General features: G+C 64.6%; 17 protein-coding genes. 5 read left to right on the plus strand and 12 right to left on the minus strand.

The window, feature by feature from the left end; all coding sequences use genetic code 11:
• Positions 1–27: 27 nt before the first annotated feature.
• The 7 genes from kdpA to trxA form a co-directional block, all read right to left on the minus strand.
• On the minus strand, positions 28–1833 hold the full coding sequence (gene kdpA / locus OYT13_RS14585) for a potassium-transporting ATPase subunit KdpA (RefSeq protein WP_150550233.1): 1806 nt from the start codon (positions 1831–1833) through the stop codon (positions 28–30).
• The gene (kdpF, locus tag OYT13_RS14590) at positions 1830–1922 is read right to left on the minus strand and encodes a K(+)-transporting ATPase subunit F (RefSeq protein ID WP_017231679.1); all 93 of its coding nucleotides are present in this window, start codon (positions 1920–1922) and stop codon (positions 1830–1832) included. The genes kdpA and kdpF overlap by 4 nt, the downstream gene beginning before the upstream one ends.
• 98 nt (positions 1923–2020) lie before the next feature.
• On the minus strand, positions 2021–2290 hold the full coding sequence (locus OYT13_RS25290; protein ID WP_410007537.1) for a hypothetical protein: 270 nt from the start codon (positions 2288–2290) through the stop codon (positions 2021–2023).
• Positions 2291–2447: 157 nt separating this feature from the next.
• The gene (locus OYT13_RS14600; RefSeq protein ID WP_268566466.1) at positions 2448–3593 is read right to left on the minus strand and encodes an amino acid ABC transporter substrate-binding protein; all 1146 of its coding nucleotides are present in this window, start codon (positions 3591–3593) and stop codon (positions 2448–2450) included.
• Between the two features lie 110 nt (positions 3594–3703).
• Positions 3704–4291, minus strand: coding sequence for an AAA family ATPase (locus tag OYT13_RS14605; RefSeq protein ID WP_268566467.1), 588 nt, complete (start codon positions 4289–4291; stop codon positions 3704–3706).
• On the minus strand, positions 4288–4665 hold the full coding sequence (locus tag OYT13_RS14610) for a cupin domain-containing protein (RefSeq protein WP_017231675.1): 378 nt from the start codon (positions 4663–4665) through the stop codon (positions 4288–4290). Before OYT13_RS14610 ends, OYT13_RS14605 begins: the two co-directional genes overlap by 4 nt.
• A gap of 32 nt (positions 4666–4697) precedes the next feature.
• Positions 4698–5549, minus strand: coding sequence for a thioredoxin (gene trxA, locus OYT13_RS14615; protein WP_150564115.1), 852 nt, complete (start codon positions 5547–5549; stop codon positions 4698–4700).
• Between the two features lie 191 nt (positions 5550–5740).
• Here trxA and OYT13_RS14620 point away from each other — a divergent pair, with 191 nt between their 5' ends.
• Entirely contained in the window at positions 5741–8263 is a 2523-nt protein-coding gene (locus OYT13_RS14620) for a cation:proton antiporter domain-containing protein (RefSeq protein WP_268566468.1), read from the plus strand.
• Positions 8264–8363: 100 nt separating this feature from the next.
• Here the strand turns inward: OYT13_RS14620 and OYT13_RS14625 are convergent, their stop codons facing one another.
• The gene (locus OYT13_RS14625) at positions 8364–9263 is read right to left on the minus strand and encodes a pirin family protein (RefSeq protein WP_150564088.1); all 900 of its coding nucleotides are present in this window, start codon (positions 9261–9263) and stop codon (positions 8364–8366) included.
• A gap of 199 nt (positions 9264–9462) precedes the next feature.
• Here OYT13_RS14625 and greB point away from each other — a divergent pair, with 199 nt between their 5' ends.
• A complete protein-coding gene (gene greB / locus OYT13_RS14630) occupies positions 9463–10026 on the plus strand; it encodes a transcription elongation factor GreB (protein WP_017233501.1) in 564 nt (187 codons plus the stop codon).
• A gap of 66 nt (positions 10027–10092) precedes the next feature.
• Here greB and OYT13_RS14635 read toward each other — a convergent pair whose 3' ends face one another.
• The 4 genes from OYT13_RS14635 to OYT13_RS14650 all read right to left on the minus strand — a co-directional run bounded on the left by OYT13_RS14635 (position 10093) and on the right by OYT13_RS14650 (position 14486).
• A complete protein-coding gene (locus OYT13_RS14635) occupies positions 10093–12516 on the minus strand; it encodes a RelA/SpoT family protein (protein ID WP_017233500.1) in 2424 nt (807 codons plus the stop codon).
• A 60-nt stretch (positions 12517–12576) separates the two neighbouring features.
• Positions 12577–12783: a DNA-directed RNA polymerase subunit omega gene (gene rpoZ, locus OYT13_RS14640; protein WP_017233499.1), complete on the minus strand. Its 207-nt coding sequence runs from the start codon at positions 12781–12783 to the stop codon at positions 12577–12579.
• Between the two features lie 90 nt (positions 12784–12873).
• The gene (gene gmk, locus OYT13_RS14645) at positions 12874–13551 is read right to left on the minus strand and encodes a guanylate kinase (RefSeq protein ID WP_017233498.1); all 678 of its coding nucleotides are present in this window, start codon (positions 13549–13551) and stop codon (positions 12874–12876) included.
• 5 nt (positions 13552–13556) lie between these two features.
• Complete coding sequence (locus OYT13_RS14650; RefSeq protein ID WP_165385319.1) at positions 13557–14486, minus strand: YicC/YloC family endoribonuclease; 930 nt, start codon at positions 14484–14486, stop codon at positions 13557–13559.
• A 211-nt stretch (positions 14487–14697) separates the two neighbouring features.
• Between OYT13_RS14650 and rph the strand changes: the two genes are divergently transcribed.
• From rph to hemW, 3 genes are read left to right on the plus strand one after another with little or no spacing between them, the layout of a single operon-like run.
• On the plus strand, positions 14698–15426 hold the full coding sequence (gene rph / locus OYT13_RS14655) for a ribonuclease PH (RefSeq protein WP_017233496.1): 729 nt from the start codon (positions 14698–14700) through the stop codon (positions 15424–15426).
• A gap of 2 nt (positions 15427–15428) precedes the next feature.
• Complete coding sequence (gene rdgB / locus OYT13_RS14660; protein ID WP_150564087.1) at positions 15429–16046, plus strand: RdgB/HAM1 family non-canonical purine NTP pyrophosphatase; 618 nt, start codon at positions 15429–15431, stop codon at positions 16044–16046.
• A gap of 5 nt (positions 16047–16051) precedes the next feature.
• Entirely contained in the window at positions 16052–17272 is a 1221-nt protein-coding gene (hemW, locus tag OYT13_RS14665; RefSeq protein ID WP_268566469.1) for a radical SAM family heme chaperone HemW, read from the plus strand.
• Position 17273: the final 1 nt, after the last annotated feature.

Consider the following 17273-nt stretch of genomic DNA (forward strand, 5'->3'; position numbering starts at 1 on the left):
AGTGCCTCGAATGCCTCATTTCAATAATCAATGCGCGCCGATCATCGTCAGATGTTCGGCGACCGGACCGAGTGCGAGCGCGGGCATATACGTCAGCGCGCCCACCAACAGCACCGTACCGAGCAGCAGCACGACGAACAGCGGACCATGCGTAGGCAACGTGCCCGAGGTCGCGGCGATGCGCTTCTTGCGGGCGAGGGCACCGGCAATCGCCAACACCGGCACAATCACCCAGAAGCGGCCGAACCACATCGCGATCGCCAGCGTGCTGTTGTAGAACGGCGTGTTGGCCGACAGCCCGGCAAATGCGCTGCCGTTATTGTTCGCGGCCGAACTATAGGCGTAGAGAATTTCCGAGAAGCCGTGCGTCGCCGGATTCGCTACGCCCGCCTGCCCTGCCGGTACCAGCACCGCAAGCGCCGTGCCGAGCAGCACCAGCAGCGGCGTCATGAGCACGGCCACGGCGACCATCTTCATCTCGAACGCTTCGATCTTCTTGCCGAGATACTCCGGCGTGCGGCCGATCATCAGCCCGGCCACGAACACCGCGAGCATCGCGAAGACGAGCATGCCGTACAGGCCCGAGCCCACCCCACCGAAGATCACCTCGCCCAACTGCATCAGCAGCATCGGCACCAGCCCGCCCAGCGGCGTGAGCGAATCGTGCATCGCGTTGACCGCGCCGCACGACGCCGCCGTCGTCACCGTGGCGAAAATGCCCGAGGCCGCGATACCGAAGCGCGTCTCCTTGCCTTCCATGTTGCCGCCTGCCTGCGTGGCGCTCGCTTGCTGATCGACACCGAGCGTCGTCAGCACCGGATTGCCGGCCTGCTCGGCAGAGACCGTGGCCACGGCGGCAATCGAGAACGCAATCGTCATCGCGGCGAGCAGCGCCAGGCCCTGGCGACGATCGCCGACCATGCGTCCGAACATATGACACAGCGCCGCCGGGATCAGGAAGATCGCCAGAATCTGAAGGAAGTTCGACAGCGGCGTCGGGTTTTCGAACGGGTGCGCCGAATTCGCATTGAAGAAGCCGCCACCGTTCGTGCCGAGCATCTTGATCGCTTCCTGCGAGGCGACCGGGCCCATCGGCAGGGTTTGCGTCTGCGTCACGGCGGGCGTTGTCACCGGCTTGCCGGCGGCGTCGAGCTTCGGCTGACCGTCCGGGCCAAGCACCGGATTGTCGTAATGCGTGGCTTGCAGCGTGGTGACATCCTGATAAGCGCTGAAGTTCTGAATCACGCCCTGACTCATGAAAGCCGCTGCCAGCAAGACCGAAAGCGGCACCAGAATGTAGAGCGTAATGCGGGTCATATCGACCCAGAAGTTGCCGATCGTCTGTGCCGTGTGACGGGCAAAGCCGCGAATGAGTGCGACCACCACGGCAATGCCGGTGGCAGCCGACATGAAGTTCTGTACCGCCAGACCGAGCATCTGCGTGAGATAGCTCATGGTCGACTCACCGCTGTAGCCTTGCCAGTTGGTATTGGACACAAAGCTCACGGCCGTATTCATCGACGAGTCCGGGGTAACGGCCCCCAACCCTTGCGGATTGAACGGCAGCCAGACTTGCCAGCGTTGCAGGGCGTAGACGGCCAAGGCGCCGAGCGCGTTGAAGCCGACGAGCGCGATCGCGTACGCGCGCCAGTGCATTTCCTTTTCGGGATCGATGCCACACAGGCGGTAGAGCGCGCGTTCCATGGGCGCGAACCAGCGGTTCACGCGAGATTCGCCGGCGAGCACGTCGGCCATGAAGCGGCCGAGCGGGCGTGCCAGCACCAGCAGCACGACGAGGAAAACGCCGAGCTGAATCCAGGCGTTGAGCGTCATGCCAGATCCTCCGGCTTGAAGAGCGCGTAGACGAGATAAGCGAGCAGCGCGATCGTGAGTCCGCCGCTCAGCCAATACATGGCGGTCATTGCTGCCCTCCTACCGACGCGCAAAACGCGACAAAGCCGACGGTCGAGGCAGCAAACACCGCGATGACGCCGAGATATAGCCAGTCCATGACAACTCCCTATCGTGTGGCGGCTGGCACGCCACGGACGCGACGCGCCCTTGCATGCGCATGCCAGCCGTGCCTTGAACGATACGGATCGACGCGTAAAGACGGAGATAAAAGGGATAAACGGGGTGTAAACAACGCGTAAAAACAGCGCCCCGACAATACAAAAAGCCCACCGACAATGACAAAGTCGCCTGGCTTGCGCGCGGTGGCGCGCAGACCGGCGAGCAGCACGTCGTCCAGGGCGAAGGCTTTGGCGCGGCCGGTTTTCAGCGTCAACATCGACTCGCCGTGATCGCGGGCGGGGAAGAGACGGACCGGGGCCCCTTTCTGCAGCGAGTTGGGTTTATGTCTGAGAGGCGGAAAGGGGCCCCGGTCCGTCGAGGAGGGGCGATATCGCGTCTTGAGGGACGGGGCGCGAGTGGATTCCGGAGGCGAGTCAGCCGCGTGGGGAGGAAGACGCAGCGGAGGTGTCGTGCTCCGGGGCGTGGGTGATGCCGTCAGCGCTTACCCCGTAACGCGCCCCGGCTTCCCAAATCGCGAGCACGTCGGGCGACGGGACGACCCGGAGGACATGCCCAAAAGGCGGCACGGCGGTCTGAAGCGACTCGCGTTGGAGTTGCCGCATGCCGTCGCTGCGGAAGATGTCCGCGAGTGCGGCATCGACACGCGTCTTGAACGCCGGATCGTCCTTGGGCAGCGCGAGGGCGTAGTGCTCGGGCTGAGTCGCCAGCGGTGGTCCGACGATACGGAAAGCGTCAGGCGACTTGCTGGTGGCGCGCAGGCCTTCGAGCAGCACGTCGTCGAGCGCGAGCGCTTGGGCGCGATGCTCGCGCAGCATACGAAACGCGTCGTCGTAGTCGCGCGCCATCAAGAGCTGAAAGCCTGCCCGCGCGTGCCGGGCGCGCACCAGCCGCTCGGCGGTCGTGCCTTGCACCACGGCCAGCCGCAATCCTCGCATATCGTCGATCGAACGAATCCCGGCGCCCTGCCGAACCATGAGGCGGACATTCGCGGCGTAATACGGCAGACTGAAGGCCACCTGTCGCTCGCGCGTGGCCGTGACGGTCGACGGCGCGCAATCGATGTCGATGGCATCCCCCTTGATCAGCGGTCCGCGCATCTGCTCGATCACGCGCACGGGGGTAATGCGCAGGTCGGGCATCGCCATCTCGCGTTGCAACGCTTGCACAACGCGTTGGCACAGCGCCCACGCCAGCCCCATTGGCTGATCCTGCGCATCCACATAAGAAAATGGAACCGCCGTTTGCCGATAGCCCAGCACGATGCGTCCGCGTTCGCGAATGCGTGCCATCGTCGGGGACGCTTCGGTAATCTCGGCGAGCACCGCCGTGCCGTCGCCCGACGCCGCGGCCGAGTCCGCTATCGACCACGGGATCGCCGCCGTGCTCACCCGCGGTAGCCCGGGCACTGGCGGCTCGCCTGCGGGGGCCACCGCCGGGATGACGAGCGCCAGCCCGGCCGCCGCCGTCAGCACCCAGCGCAGGAATGGGTACAGGAATGAACGCAGAATACCTGCGACACGGGCCGCAGACGATGACAACCAGCAAGGTGGCAGGAACATGATCGAGGCGGGGACAGAGCGAAAAGTGTCCGTACCTTAGCAACGCCCTGCCCCGATCTTCCTCGCGGGAATCCCTTTTCGGACAATTCCCTAGGAACGTATTTCGAATATCAGCGAGTCTGCACCAGCAACGTTTGCAGCAGACGCTCGTCGTCTTCCGCCGTCGGCGCGGTATTGTCGTAGCGCGCAAGCTGCGGGAACGCCTCGGTGGACGGCGAGAACCGGCGCAGCCGGTAATCGTCCCAATGCGCCAGCTTATAAGCGTCGTTCGGATTGCCTCGGCTCACGATGCGCGCCTTCGCATCGGCCTCGCCGAGCTCGACCCAGACCACATGCACGCCCACGTCGTCATCGACACCCAGCCACGCGCGATCGAACAACCGCCCTTCGCGCAACTCGCGCGAGAACGGTCCGACCACCAGCACGTTCACCCCGAGACGCAGATTCTCGCGCGCCGTGTCCAGCAGTCCCGCGTACTCGGGGTCGCGCAACGTCTGCAAATACACTGGACTGTCGCGGTCATTCGGATTGCCCGTCAACGCGCCCATCACCGAAGCACTGTAAGCACCATAAAGCGTGTCTTTATCGAGCAGACAAAACGCTTCCCCACTGCGCGCAATCAGCGGGCCGATCAGGCGCTTCGCCAGCGTCGTCTTGCCCGCCCCGGCGTGACCGCAGAAAAAAATGAGGCGCGTCATGATTGCGCCTTGCGCTCGAACATCACGAAGTGTTTGCGCACCGGTTCGACAACCTCGAATACGCCCTCGAAGCCTGCCGGAATCACACAGGCGTCCCCCGGCCCGAACTCCGACGCGTTGCCGTCGAGGTCGCTGATGCGAATACGTCCTTCGATCACCGAAAAATATTCCTGACGATGCGGACCAAAGGCAATGCGCCACGCGCCGGGTTCGCACGTCCATTCGCCGCAATCGAACTCGCCCAGCGCGTCCGTGTAGAACGGTCGCGTCACCCGTTGCGGATTGCCTTCGAGGCGACGCGCTTGCGCGGGGTGGTCGAAGATGGCTTCACCCGCCTGGGCGGGTGCGAAAGTGATCAGAGCGGGAGCAGTCATCAGCGTGAGGAGAAAATGTCAACAAAGGGGGCTCAATTGAGCGCCGCGCTCAGCTTGCGGCGCCACGCGGCCACCGTGGCCGGGTCCGTCTCCGAGAGCGCATCGAAGATGGCCAGCATCGACTTGCGTGCGGCGTCGTCGCCAAACGCGCGGTCGCGCTGCACGATGTCCAGCAACGCCTGCAATGCCGGTTCGTAGGTGCGATCCGCCAGATAGCGGTTGGCAAGATCGAGCCGCGCCTGCAGATTGTCAGGATCCGCTTGCACGCGCGCAAGCAGCGCCTGCGCGGGCGGCAGATGACTCGCCTGCTCGGCGGCGGCAATGCGCGTGTTCAGCGCGGCGATGCGAGCGTCGCCACTGGCCGCCGTGCGCGGCGAGAGCAGCGTCAGCTCCGCGCGCGCGCCGTCGACCTCGCCCATGCCGAGCAGCACGTCGACCAGATCGAGACGCACCTCGTCATGCGCGGGGTCCAGCGCCAGCGCGGCCTGCAATGCGTCGCGCGCGACCTCGGGCTTGCCCGCCGTCAACGCCTCGCGCGCCACGCGGCGCGCCATCTCCGCCGGATTCGGCACGATCCGATCGATGAACGCGCGCAACTGCCCCTCGGGCAAGGCGCCCACGAACTGGTCGACCGGCTCGCCGTCGACGAAGGCGACCACCGTCGGCAGGCTGCGCACGCCATACTCCGCGCAAAGCTGCGCGTTCTCATCGGCGTTGATCTTCACGAGACGAATGCGACCCTGCGCTTCGGCTTCCAGCTTTTCCAGCAACGGTCCAAGCACGTTGCACGGGCCGCACCACGGCGCCCAAAAATCGGCGAGCACCGGCACTTGATGCGAGACGGCCAGCACGTCGGCATCGAAACTGGCGAGATGGGTATCGATCATAGGTCCTATCGAGCGTGGTAAATTGCGTGGACGGTGGCCGTCACTCATCGAATGCAGCCGCCCGCTTGACGCATGGTATGCATGGTAATCGCAAAACTGGGCAAATCGGTACGGACGCGCATGCGCGCGCCGGGTTCCCGACCCGGCCGTGCGTCGTCCCACCTGTCGGACGACTTGCAGGGAGGCACATGCACGCAGGCCATGGCACGGCAATTTTCTTCACCCAACTACTCCTCTTGGTCCTTGTCGGCAGATTGCTGGGCGAGGTCATGCAGCGCCTGCGCCAGCCGGCGGTCATGGGGCAGTTGCTGGCCGGCGTGCTGCTCGGCCCGTCCGTCTTCGGCGCCCTGATGCCCGCCTGGCAGCACGCCGTCTTTCCCGATACCGAAGCGCAGAAAAGGATGCTCGACGCCGTCGCCGAACTGGGCGTACTGCTACTGCTGCTGTCCACCGGGCTGGAAACCGATCTGGGCCTCGTTCGCCGCATGAAGCGAATGGCCATCTTCGCGTCGGCCGGCGGCATGGTGGTCCCCTTCGCCTGCGGCTTTGCGCTTGGCTGGCATCTACCCGACGATCTCCTGCCGCATCCCGAGGCCCGGCTGGTCACCTCCCTCTTCCTCGGCACCGCGCTGTCGATCTCGTCCGTCAAAGTCGTGGCGACGGTCATTCGCGAAGTCGACTATCTGCGCCGCAACATCGGCCAGATCATCCTGGCGGCCGCCATTCTCGACGATACCACCGGCTGGATCGTCATCGCTGCCATCGCCGGCCTGGGGGCGAGCGGCTCGATCGATCTCGGCCATCTGTCGATCAGCCTGGGGGGCACGTTGCTGTTCATCGTGCTGTGCTTCACCGTGGGCAAACGTGCCGTGGCCGTCGCCATTCGCTGGACCAATGATCGCTTCACCGCCGAGATGCCCGCGCTCAGCGCGATTCTCGTCATCACCTTCGTGCTGGCGCTCGCCACCGACAAGCTCGGTGTGCATACCGCCCTGGGCGCGTTCATGGCCGGCGTCATGATTGGGCAGTCGCCAATTCTCACCGAACAGATCGAGGCACAGCTGCGCGGGTTGATCGTTGCGCTCTTCGCGCCGGTGTTCTTCGGGGTTGCGGGCCTGTCGGTGGATCTGACGATCCTGCTCGACTGGCGCATGCTCGGTCTGGTCGCCGGATTGATCCTGATCGCGAGCGTGGGCAAATTCACCGGCGGCTTCGCTGGCGCGCGCCTGGGCGGCATGTCGTCGGCCGAAGCGCTGGCACTCGCGACCGGCATGAACGCGCGCGGCTCCACCGAGATCATCGTGGCGAGCATCGGGCTTTCGCTGGGCGTGCTCAGCCAGGACCTGTTCACCATGGTCGTCGTCATGGCGCTGATCACCACACTCATCATGCCGCCTGTGCTGCGACGGGCACTCGTGCGCATTCCGCTCTCGGCGCAGGAGAAAGCGCGGCTCGAGAAAGAGGCGGCCGAGGAGAAGGACTTCCTGCCGAACGTCGAACGGATTCTGGCCGCCGTGGACGGCAGCGCCAACGGGCGCTTCGCCGCATGGATCGCCGGGCTGACGGCCGGCGTGCGCGGCACACTGACGACCGTACTCGCCCCATCGCCCACCAAGACGAACGACGGCGCGGCGGCGCGTGACACCCGCGAGCCCTCTGAAGCCTCGGACAAGCCAGCCGGCCAGGACACACCCGCCCACGCGGCCGACGGCGAAAGCGACGGGCGCGACGCCTACGATATCGCGCTCGCGGCCGCCACACTGGCGGCGCCACGCGCGCCCGGCACACCGGGGGTCGAAGACGATTCAGGCGCCGACAAGGCGCGCGAGGCGGCGCGTCTGGTGCTGCGCGAGCGCACGGGCAAGGCGCCGCAGAAGACGCCGGATTTGCCGCATGGGCCTGTCAAGGAGAGCGCCGGCAAGGTGCCATCGGCAGACGCGTCGAACGATCATGGCGCCCCGAAACATGAACCGGTGGGTGAAGCGCACGACGACAAGCGCGTGAGCAACGCGACCGTGACAGGCGCGTTCGTGGCGAGCGATCCGTCGGACGCGGCGCGCGAGCAGGAAGCATTGCAACCCGACCGCAGCCACGAAGCCAATCGCATTTCCGACGAAATCGCCAAGGGCTACGGCTTCGTGATCGCCGGATTCGACGCCCCGGGCGAGGAGACGGATTCCGACGTCCCGCCGCTGCCCTTGCCCACGGGCGTGCTGCCGCTCACCAAGGCGTTCGATGGCGCGATCGGCATTGTGCTGGCCCACGGCGAGCATGCGCGCAAGCCCGATGCGCCGCTCAACATCCTCGTGCCCGTATCGGGCACCGACTACTCGCGGCACGCGGCCGAACTCGCGATCACGCTGGCGCGCGCGGCGAACGCGCCCGTCACGGCGCTCCACGTGTCCGCGCGGGTTGCGCCCGGCATGCTGCATCGGCGCTGGCGCCCACGCGTACTGAAGCCTGATGCCGCCGAAGCCGCCATGATGGAGAACCTGCATGCGCTGGCCAGGCGCAACGGTGTGAAGCTTCGCACCCGTCTGCTCGCCGGCGGCAAGGTCGACGAAGCCGTGCTGCACCAGATCCATCACGGCAAACACAATCTGCTGGTGCTCGGCGTGCAACCCCGCTTCGGCGACCGCCTCAACTTCGGCGCCGTCTCGCACCGTCTGCTGGAAGACCGCCGGTGCTCGGTCATCGTGCTGAGCGCGTGAGGTGGGCCGTGCGGCATTGCCCACCAGCGCCCACGTCCCCGAATAAAAACGTCGGTGGCCGAGCGTTTCGGCAACCGGCGTCGAGGCACGCCAACGAAGCTTAGTTAGCCGACGGCTTTCGCTCCGGCAGCGGAATCCACTCCGTCTCGCCGGGCACCGTGCCCATCTGCTGGGCCGTCCAGGCGGCCTTGGCCTGTTCGATGCGCTCGCGACTCGACGATACGAAGTTCCAGAAGATGAACCGATCGCCGTCGAGCGGCGCGCCGCCGAGCAGCATCAATCGCGCCGGTTGGTCGCCTGCCACAATACGCATATCCGCGCCCTGAGCGAGCACGCCCATACGATGTTCGGGCAGCACCTCGTCGTTCACCGTCACCTCGCCCTGCACGGTGTACACGGCGCGCTCCGCATACTCGGGCGGCAGCACGAACGCCGAGCACGGCGCCATATCGACAGCCAGATAAAAGATCGGCGAAAACACCTTCACCGGCGCCGTCTGGCCAAACGCCTGGCCGAGAATCAGGCGCATATGCACGCCGGGCAGGAAGATGTCCGGCAGCGACGACGCCTCGTGATGCGCAAACGACGGCTCGGTTTCCTCGTCGGCCTGCGGCAGGGCCACCCACGTCTGAATCCCGTGAACGTCGCCGCCGCGCTCGCGCACATCGTGCGGCGTGCGTTCGGAATGAACGATGCCGCGCCCCGCCGTCATCCAGTTCACCGCGCCCGGGGTGATACGCTGATCGCTGCCAAGACTGTCGCGATGCCAGATCTCGCCGTCGAACAGATACGTGACCGTCGCCAGCCCAATGTGCGGGTGCGGACGAACGTCCATGCCCTGGCCCGGCGACAGCGTGGCCGGCCCCATGTGGTCGAAGAAAATGAACGGCCCGACCGTCTTGAACGGCAGACTGGGCAGACTGCGCTGCACGGTAAAGGCGCCGATGTCGCTCAGGTGCGGCTTGAGCACGGCGAGGAAGGGGCTGGTGGAATCGGTCATGGTGCAGCTCTCCTGCGTTCGGATGGGCAATGGGGCGAATGTGAACCGATTGTAGAGGACATTGCCGGCTCGCTCCATGACACCTGTGCATGATTGCCGAGCGGCTTTTCGCGCCTGCGCCCATGGACGATGCGCATCGCTCCTATAATGCAGGGATCCCGAAACGCTCCCCACACGCGCGCAGCGCGTGCATCGACTTATGAACAAAGCCTTTGTCAAGGAAGACAGTGGCGACGACGATGACGATCTCGACGCCGGCACCCCGGACATTCCCGCGGGCACCAAGAACTACATCACGCCGACGGGCTATCAACGTCTGAAGAACGAATTGCTCGACCTCATCGACAATCAACGCCCCGAGGTGGTGAAGATCGTGTCGTGGGCGGCGTCCAACGGCGACCGCTCGGAGAACGGCGATTACATCTACGGCAAGCGGCGCTTGCGCGAGATCGATCGGCGTATCCGCTTTCTTACGCGACGTCTCGATAACGCCGAGGTGGTCGATACGCGGCGTCAGGAGAACGTCGATCAGGTGTTTTTCGGGGCCCAAGTGACCTATGCCGACGGCAAGGGCGACGAGCACACGATCAGGATCGTCGGCATCGACGAAGTCGATCTCGACCGGGGATATGTGAGCTGGATTTCGCCGATGGCCCGCGCGATCACCAAAGCGAAAGTGGGCGACACCGTGCCGCTGCGCACGCCGGCCGGGCTCGAACAGATCGAGATACTGGACGTGCACTACCCGCCGTCGGACGGCTAGCGAATCAGGCCATCCAGGCGGTGTGTGCCGGCGCGCGCCCGTTCGACGGGGGCACCGGCCCGCGCGTCAGTAGTCGCCGCGTTCGCGCGTGATGCGCATGGCGTGATTGGCGTGCAGCTCTTCCTGATGGCGCTCGCTCGGTCGCTCGCGCGCCACGCGCATCACATCCGGATTCACGCGGATGCGGCGCATGACGTTGGCCAGATGCACGCGGTCGCTCACCTGAATGAGGAAGCGCAGCGTTGCCGATTCGTCCGGCACCACTTCATCCATGCCAATGTGCACGATGTTCGCGTCCGAGGCGGTAATGTCGGCCGCCACTCGCGAAAACACGCCGCGATTGTGACGCACGAGCACCTTGATGCCCACATCGAACAGACGCCCCGGCTGCGGGGACCACGCCACATCGATCCAGCGGGTTCGGTCCTTGCGGTGAATGCGACGCGCGACCGGGCAATCGGTCGTGTGGATCGCCATACCCAGCCCGATGCCGATATACCCCATGATCGCGTCGCCGGGAATCGGGCGGCAGCACGCCGAGAACTGCACCGACATGCCTTCCGTGCCAGTAATGAGCACCGGCGGCCCGACCGTCTCGTCGCCGTTACGCGGGGAGTCCGGATCGTCCGGGCTGTCGGTGTCGTTCTCGCTTTCCTTGCCCGACGAGAGCACCGCGAGGCGCTTGGCCATGACCGCCGCGACCCGACGGCCCAGACCAATGTCCGCGAAGATATCCTCTTGATCCTTGTTGCCCGTCCACTGCGCGAGCTTGTCCCAGGTCTCCGGCGAAATTTCGCTCATTGTCAGGCCGTAGCCCTTGAGCGCTTGCTCCACCAGCCGTTCGCCCAGTTGCACCGACTCGGCGAAGCGCATCGTCTTGAGGTAATGGCGAATCGCCGAGCGCGCCTTGCCGGTACGCACGAACCCAAGCCAGACGGGGTTCGGCTTCGAATACGGCGCCGTGATGACTTCCACGATGTCGCCGTTCTTCAGTTCGGTGCGCAGCGGCAGCAGTTCGTTGTTGATCTTGACGGCGACACACTGATTGCCCAGGTCGCTGTGGACCGAATACGCGAAGTCGAGCGCCGTGGCACCGCGCGGCAGCGCCATGATGCGCGCCTTCGGCGTGAAGACGTAGACGGCGTCGGGGAACAGGTCGATCTTGACGTGTTCGAGGAATTCGGTCGAATCGCCGGTCTCGCTCTGGATGTCGAGCAGCGATTGCAGCCAACGATGCGCGTGCTTCTGCACATCGTTCATATCCGCGCCGCCATTCTTGTATAGCCAGTGAGCGGCGACGCCCGCTTCCGCAATTTCATGCATGCGGCGCGTACGAATCTGGAATTCGATCGGGGTGCCGAAGGGGCCGACGAGCGTCGTATGCAGCGACTGATAGCCGTTGACCTTCGGGATCGCAATGTAGTCCTTGAACTTGCCCGGCACCGGCTTGTAGAGCGCGTGCAATACGCCGAGCGCGAGGTAGCACTGCGCATTGGACTCGACGACGACGCGGAAGCCGTACACGTCGAGCACCTGCGAGAACGACAATTGCTTCTCCTGCATCTTGTTGTAGATGCTGAAGAGCGTCTTCTCGCGACCGAAAACGTCGGCACTTACCTCACCTTCCGTGAGCGCCTTCTCGACGGCGTCGAGAATCTTGCCGACCACTTCGCGCCGGTTGCCGCGCGCGGCCTTCACGGCCTTGTCGAGCACGGCGTAGCGACGCGGATGGTAATTCGCGAAGCTCAGATCCTGCAGCTCGCGGTAAGTATTGTTCAGGCCCAGGCGGTGCGCGATGGGCGCGTAGATATCGAGCGTCTCGCGCGCCACACGGCGCTGCTTCTCCGTCGACGTGACGCCCAGCGTGCGCATGTTGTGCAGCCGGTCCGCAAGCTTGACGAGAATGACACGAACGTCGCGCGCCATCGCCAGCAGCATCTTGCGGAAACTCTCGGCTTGCGCCTCTTCGCGGCTGCTGAACTCCATCTTGTCGAGTTTCGACAGACCATCGACCAGTTCCGCGACCTTCGGGCCGAATCGCTCGGCGAGTTCGGCCTTGGTCACGCCCTGGTCTTCCATCACGTCGTGCAACAAGGCGGCCATGATCGACTGCGCGTCGAGCTTCCACTCGGCACAGATCTCGGCAACGGCGACGGGATGGGTAATGTAGGGTTGTCCGCTCTGGCGATACTGGCCCAGGTGGGCTTCGTCGCTGAACTGGAAAGCTTCCTTGATTTGCGCGAGGTCGCTCTCCTTGAGGTACTCCCCAAGCATGCCCTTCAGACGGGCGATCGAGACGACCTCATGCTTGCGCGGCTGCTCTGGCGTCGCCGTCGGACCGAAGAGGTGCCGATACGACTGCTCGAGCAGCGCGTCAATGTACTGCCGCGTGGCGCTTTCGCCCTTTTTCTTTTTACGCTCGGGCTTCGGCTCCCCCGCTTTGGGTTCATCCGCAGCGATGGACGCGGCCGGTGATTTTGCATGACTCATACGTGTACCTGCATCGTCGAGCGGCCCGGAACGTCACATCGCATCAGTGCTGTCTCCCGATCAGAGCGGCACTTTCTTGAGCATCTCGACACCCACCTGACCCGCCGCGATTTCGCGCAGCGCGACAACGGTCGGCTTGTCTTTGTTGTTCTCGAGCTTCGGCGTGTGACCTTGCGCCAACTGGCGCGCGCGGTACGTCGCGGCGAGCGCCAGCTCAAAGCGATTGGGGATACGTTTCAGGCAATCTTCAACGGTAATTCGGGCCATAAGGAGTTTCCTTCTTGATATGAGGCGTATTCTATCGCAGCCGCGGCACGCTCGCGAAAAACGCCAGCGCGCTCGGCGAATGCGAGGGTGTTACGAGGGATCGTTCGGTGCGTGAATGTCCAGGTCGGTGAACAAGGTTCGGTGCCGCGCATACTGCGACGCGAAGCGCAGACGCACGGCGGTGAACACCGATTGCAGTTGATCGAGCGCGCGCTGGAATTCGTCGTTGATGATGATGAAATCCGCTTCGGGCGCGTGGGCGATTTCGCCGCCGGCCGCCAACAGACGACGCGCAATGACATTAGGCTCGTCCGTCCCACGCTTCTTCAAGCGCTCCTCGAGCGCCGCGATGGACGGCGGCAGGATGAAGATCCCAACCGCGTTCGAAAAGCGCTTGCGCACCTGCTGTGCGCCTTGCCAGTCGATTTCCAGCAACACGTCACGACCTTCACGCATCTGGTCCTCGATCCATACGCGCGACGTGCCGTAATAGTTGCCGTGCACTTCGGCGCTTTCCAGGAACTCGCCGGCCTTCCGGCTTGCCAGGAACTGCTCGACCGAAATGAAGTGGTAATGCACGCCCTCTTCCTCGTTCGGACGCGGCGCGCGCGTGGTGCTGGAGATCGACAGGCAGATGTCGGCGTCCTGCGCGAGCAGCGCGTTGACGAGCGTGGACTTGCCCGCCCCCGAGGGGGCGACCACCATGAACAGATTGCCGGGATACTCGGCGTGCAGGGTAGCTTGCGGGATTGGCGATGACGCGGACATGCGGCTTACTCCAGATTCTGCACTTGCTCGCGCATCTGCTCGATGTACAGCTTGAGCGCCATCGAGGCATCGGCGAGTTCCTTCGAGGCGGCCTTCGAGCCGAGCGTGTTCGCTTCGCGATTGAGCTCCTGCATCATGAAGTCCAGCCGTTTGCCCACCAAGCCCCCCTTGTCGAGGATATGGCGGGTTTCCTTCAGGTGGGCGTCGAGTCGGGTAAGTTCTTCCGCGACGTCGATGCGCACACCGTAAATCGTGACTTCCTGACGAATGCGCTCGGCGATTTCGTCCTTGCTCGGCGCGGCGGAACCTTCCGGCACCACAAGACCCAGCGCTTCCAGAAGTCGGTCGACGATCTTCTGTTGATGACGTGCGATCAGCTCCGGCACCATCGGCTGCAGGCCCACGAGGATCTTCTCCATGAACTCGATGCGCTCGATGAGGCTTGCCTTGAGCTGAGCGCCTTCGCGCTTGCGCACGTCGACGAGGTCGCCAATGGCGGCACGTCCGGCGTCGATCACGGCATCGCGCAGCGCGTCGGCCGTGACCGACTCTTCGCCGAGCACGCCCGGCCAGCGCAGGATCTCACCGGTGCGCATGCGCTCGGCATCCGGGAAGCACGCGAGCACTTGCCGTTCAAGATCGGCGAGCTGTTTGACGGCATCGAGATTGAGGGCACCGTTCGTGCCATTCTCGGGGCGCTGCACGTTGATACGGATGTCGACTTTGCCGCGCGAGAGCTTGCCGGTGAGCGCTTCGCGCAGTACCGGTTCGCAGGCACGCGCCTCTTCGGGCATACGGAATGCCAGATCGAGGAAACGCGAGTTGACCGTACGTAATTCGACCGACACGCTCGCGCCTGCGGCACCATCGGCATGCGCAATGTCGCGCGTGACGCTGGCGTAGCCGGTCATACTGAAAATATTATTGTCTTTCATCGGGGTGACCGGAACCACAGCCGCGCGGCAGTATTGTCGCGAGGCAATGCAGCAACCGGATTCGCATGCATGGATGAAACGCGATTATCGCACTTTCCAGCACTGTGCTCCCGAATCGGCCCGCGCTGCCGGGCCGCGCCGCCAAGCTTGCGGCGTTTAGCGATACCATTCGGGTATTGCCGCACCCATTCACCTTGCAGGACACTCACTCATGACGCAAATTCCCCGCCCGGACGGCCGTGCGCACGACGCATTGCGCCCCGTGCGCATCACCCGCCAATACACCCGCTACGCCGAAGGTTCGGTGCTGATCGAATGCGGCGATACCAAGGTCATCTGCACCGCCAGCGTGGAAGAGAAAGTCCCGGGCTTCCTGCGCGACTCCGGCCAGGGTTGGCTCACGGCCGAGTACGGCATGTTGCCGCGCGCCACGCACACCCGCGGCGATCGTGAGGCCGCGCGCGGCAAGCAGAGCGGACGCACACAGGAGATCCAGCGTCTGATCGGCCGCTCGCTGCGCGCCGTGTTCGACCTCGAGGCCTTCGGCCCGCGCACCATCCAGATCGATTGCGACGTCATCCAGGCCGACGGCGGCACGCGTTGCGCCTCGATCACCGGCGCCTTCGTCGCTGCCCACGACGCGGTCTCGAAACTCCTCGCCGACGGCAAACTCGAAACGTCGCCCATTCGCGCGCACGTCGCCGCCGTCTCGGTCGGGCTGTATCAGGGCGCTCCGGTGCTCGATCTGAACTACGTCGAAGATTCCGCGTGCGACACCGACATGAACGTCATCATGACGAGCGAGGGCGGCTTCGTGGAAATTCAGGGTACGGCCGAAGGCGCGCCGTTCACCCGTGCGCAAAGCAACGTGCTGCTCGATCTGGCGGACGCCGGCATTCGTCAGTTGATCGACGCCCAGAAGCGCGCGCTCGGAGTCTGAGGATGGGCATGCAGAAGATCGTGCTGGCGTCGAACAACCCGGGCAAGTTGCGCGAGTTCGCGTCATTGTTCGCGCCGCTCGGCATCGAGCTGGTACCGCAGGGAATGCTCGGCGTGTCCGAAGCCGACGAGCCCCATGTGACCTTCGTCGAGAATGCGCTGGCGAAGGCGCGTCATGCGTCGGCCGCGACGGGGCTGCCGGCGCTGGCGGACGACTCCGGTCTGTGCGTGCCGATCCTCGGCGGCGCGCCGGGCGTGTATTCCGCGCGCTACGCGGCACGCGCCGGACGCGAGAAATCGGATGCCGCGAACAATCGCCACTTGATCGAGCAACTCGCGCCGCACGCCGACACCCCCGGTTATCGCGACGCATACTACTTCGCCGCGCTCGTGCTGGTGCGTCACGCCGAAGATCCGCAGCCGATCATTGCCGAAGGCCGCTGGGATGGCGAAATTATCGACACGCCGCGCGGCGCGCATGGCTTCGGCTACGATCCGCACTTTCTCATCCGCGCGTTGAATCAGACGGCGGCCGAACTCGATCCCGCTGTGAAGAATGCGCACAGCCATCGGGCGCGCGCGCTGCGCGTGTTGTTGGAAAAGCTGGGCCGGGAGGCGTGAACGGCATGAGTCAATCCGAGTTGCCCGTGCAGAACTTCCTGCGACCCGGCAAGATCAGTCTGCCGGCGCTGCCGCCGATGTCGTTGTACGTGCACTTTCCGTGGTGCGTGCGCAAGTGTCCGTATTGCGACTTCAACTCGCATGAGTGGCGTGGCGACGGGGGCGCGCAAGCGTTCCCCGAGCAAGCTTATCTCGATGCATTGCGTCAGGATCTGGAGCAGGCGTTGCCGCTGGTGTGGGGTCGTCCCGTGCACACAGTGTTCATCGGGGGCGGCACGCCGAGCCTGCTGTCGGCCGCCGGTCTGGACCGCCTGCTCTCGGATCTGCGCGCGCTGCTGCCGCTCGACGCCGATGCCGAAATCACCATGGAAGCGAACCCCGGCACGTTCGAGGCGGACAAGTTCCGCAGCTTCCGCGCAAGCGGCATCAATCGTTTGTCGATCGGCATTCAGAGCTTCAATAGCGAGCATCTGAAGGCGCTCGGGCGCATTCACGATGGCGACGAAGCGCGTCATGCCATCGAGATCGCCCAGGCGAACTTTGACAACTTCAACCTCGATCTGATGTTCGCGTTGCCGAACCAGACCTTGGCGCAGTGCCAGCAGGATGTGGAGACGGCGTTGTCGTTCGCGCCGCCGCACTTGTCGCTGTATCACCTCACGCTGGAGCCGAACACACAGTTCCACAAATACCCGCCCACCGTGCCCGACGACGACACGGCCGCCGACATGCAGGACTGGATTGCCGAGCGCACCGCGCTGGCCGGGTATGGACACTACGAGGTGTCGGCCTATGCGCAACCGCACCGACGCGCCAAGCACAACCTCAATTATTGGGAGTTTGGCGACTATCTCGGCATCGGCGCCGGCGCGCACAGCAAGATTTCGTTCCCGCACCGGGTGCTGAGACAGATCCGCCACAAGCATCCGCAGCGCTTCATGGACGCGGCTGCGGCTGGCAACGCGGTGCAGGAGGAAAACGAGGTCGACGTGCGTGATTTGCCGTTCGAGTTCATGCTCAACGCCTTGCGGCTGACCGAAGGCGTGAAGAGCGAGCTGTTCGCCGATCGCACCGGGTTGCCGATGGCACGGCTTGCCAAGGCGCTGGCGGCCGGTGTCGAGAAGGGGTTGCTCGTCGACGACCCGCTGCGCATCGCCCCAACCGAGCTGGGGCAGCGCTTCCTGAACGACCTTCAGGGAATGTTCCTCGAGCGCGACACGAAGTGAC

The sequence above is a fragment of the Pandoraea sp. XJJ-1 genome (genome assembly GCF_026802345.1).
Lineage (GTDB): Bacteria > Pseudomonadota > Gammaproteobacteria > Burkholderiales > Burkholderiaceae > Pandoraea > Pandoraea cepalis.

What these genes read in the sequence shown, in the direction of transcription:
- kdpA (WP_150550233.1), bottom strand. Translation starts at nt 1,833, where the DNA reads ATGACGCTCAACGCCTGGATTCAGCTCGGCGTTTTCCTCGTCGTGCTG.
- kdpF (WP_017231679.1), bottom strand. Translation starts at nt 1,922, where the DNA reads ATGACCGCCATGTATTGGCTGAGCGGCGGACTCACGATCGCGCTGCTC.
- OYT13_RS25290 (WP_410007537.1), bottom strand. Translation starts at nt 2,290, where the DNA reads ATGTTGACGCTGAAAACCGGCCGCGCCAAAGCCTTCGCCCTGGACGAC.
- OYT13_RS14600 (WP_268566466.1), bottom strand. Translation starts at nt 3,593, where the DNA reads ATGTTCCTGCCACCTTGCTGGTTGTCATCGTCTGCGGCCCGTGTCGCA.
- OYT13_RS14605 (WP_268566467.1), bottom strand. Translation starts at nt 4,291, where the DNA reads ATGACGCGCCTCATTTTTTTCTGCGGTCACGCCGGGGCGGGCAAGACG.
- OYT13_RS14610 (WP_017231675.1), bottom strand. Translation starts at nt 4,665, where the DNA reads ATGACTGCTCCCGCTCTGATCACTTTCGCACCCGCCCAGGCGGGTGAA.
- OYT13_RS14620 (WP_268566468.1), top strand. Translation starts at nt 5,741, where the DNA reads ATGCACGCAGGCCATGGCACGGCAATTTTCTTCACCCAACTACTCCTC.
- OYT13_RS14625 (WP_150564088.1), bottom strand. Translation starts at nt 9,263, where the DNA reads ATGACCGATTCCACCAGCCCCTTCCTCGCCGTGCTCAAGCCGCACCTG.
- greB (WP_017233501.1), top strand. Translation starts at nt 9,463, where the DNA reads ATGAACAAAGCCTTTGTCAAGGAAGACAGTGGCGACGACGATGACGAT.
- OYT13_RS14635 (WP_017233500.1), bottom strand. Translation starts at nt 12,516, where the DNA reads ATGAGTCATGCAAAATCACCGGCCGCGTCCATCGCTGCGGATGAACCC.
- rpoZ (WP_017233499.1), bottom strand. Translation starts at nt 12,783, where the DNA reads ATGGCCCGAATTACCGTTGAAGATTGCCTGAAACGTATCCCCAATCGC.
- gmk (WP_017233498.1), bottom strand. Translation starts at nt 13,551, where the DNA reads ATGTCCGCGTCATCGCCAATCCCGCAAGCTACCCTGCACGCCGAGTAT.
- OYT13_RS14650 (WP_165385319.1), bottom strand. Translation starts at nt 14,486, where the DNA reads ATGAAAGACAATAATATTTTCAGTATGACCGGCTACGCCAGCGTCACG.
- rph (WP_017233496.1), top strand. Translation starts at nt 14,698, where the DNA reads ATGACGCAAATTCCCCGCCCGGACGGCCGTGCGCACGACGCATTGCGC.
- rdgB (WP_150564087.1), top strand. Translation starts at nt 15,429, where the DNA reads ATGGGCATGCAGAAGATCGTGCTGGCGTCGAACAACCCGGGCAAGTTG.
- hemW (WP_268566469.1), top strand. Translation starts at nt 16,052, where the DNA reads ATGAGTCAATCCGAGTTGCCCGTGCAGAACTTCCTGCGACCCGGCAAG.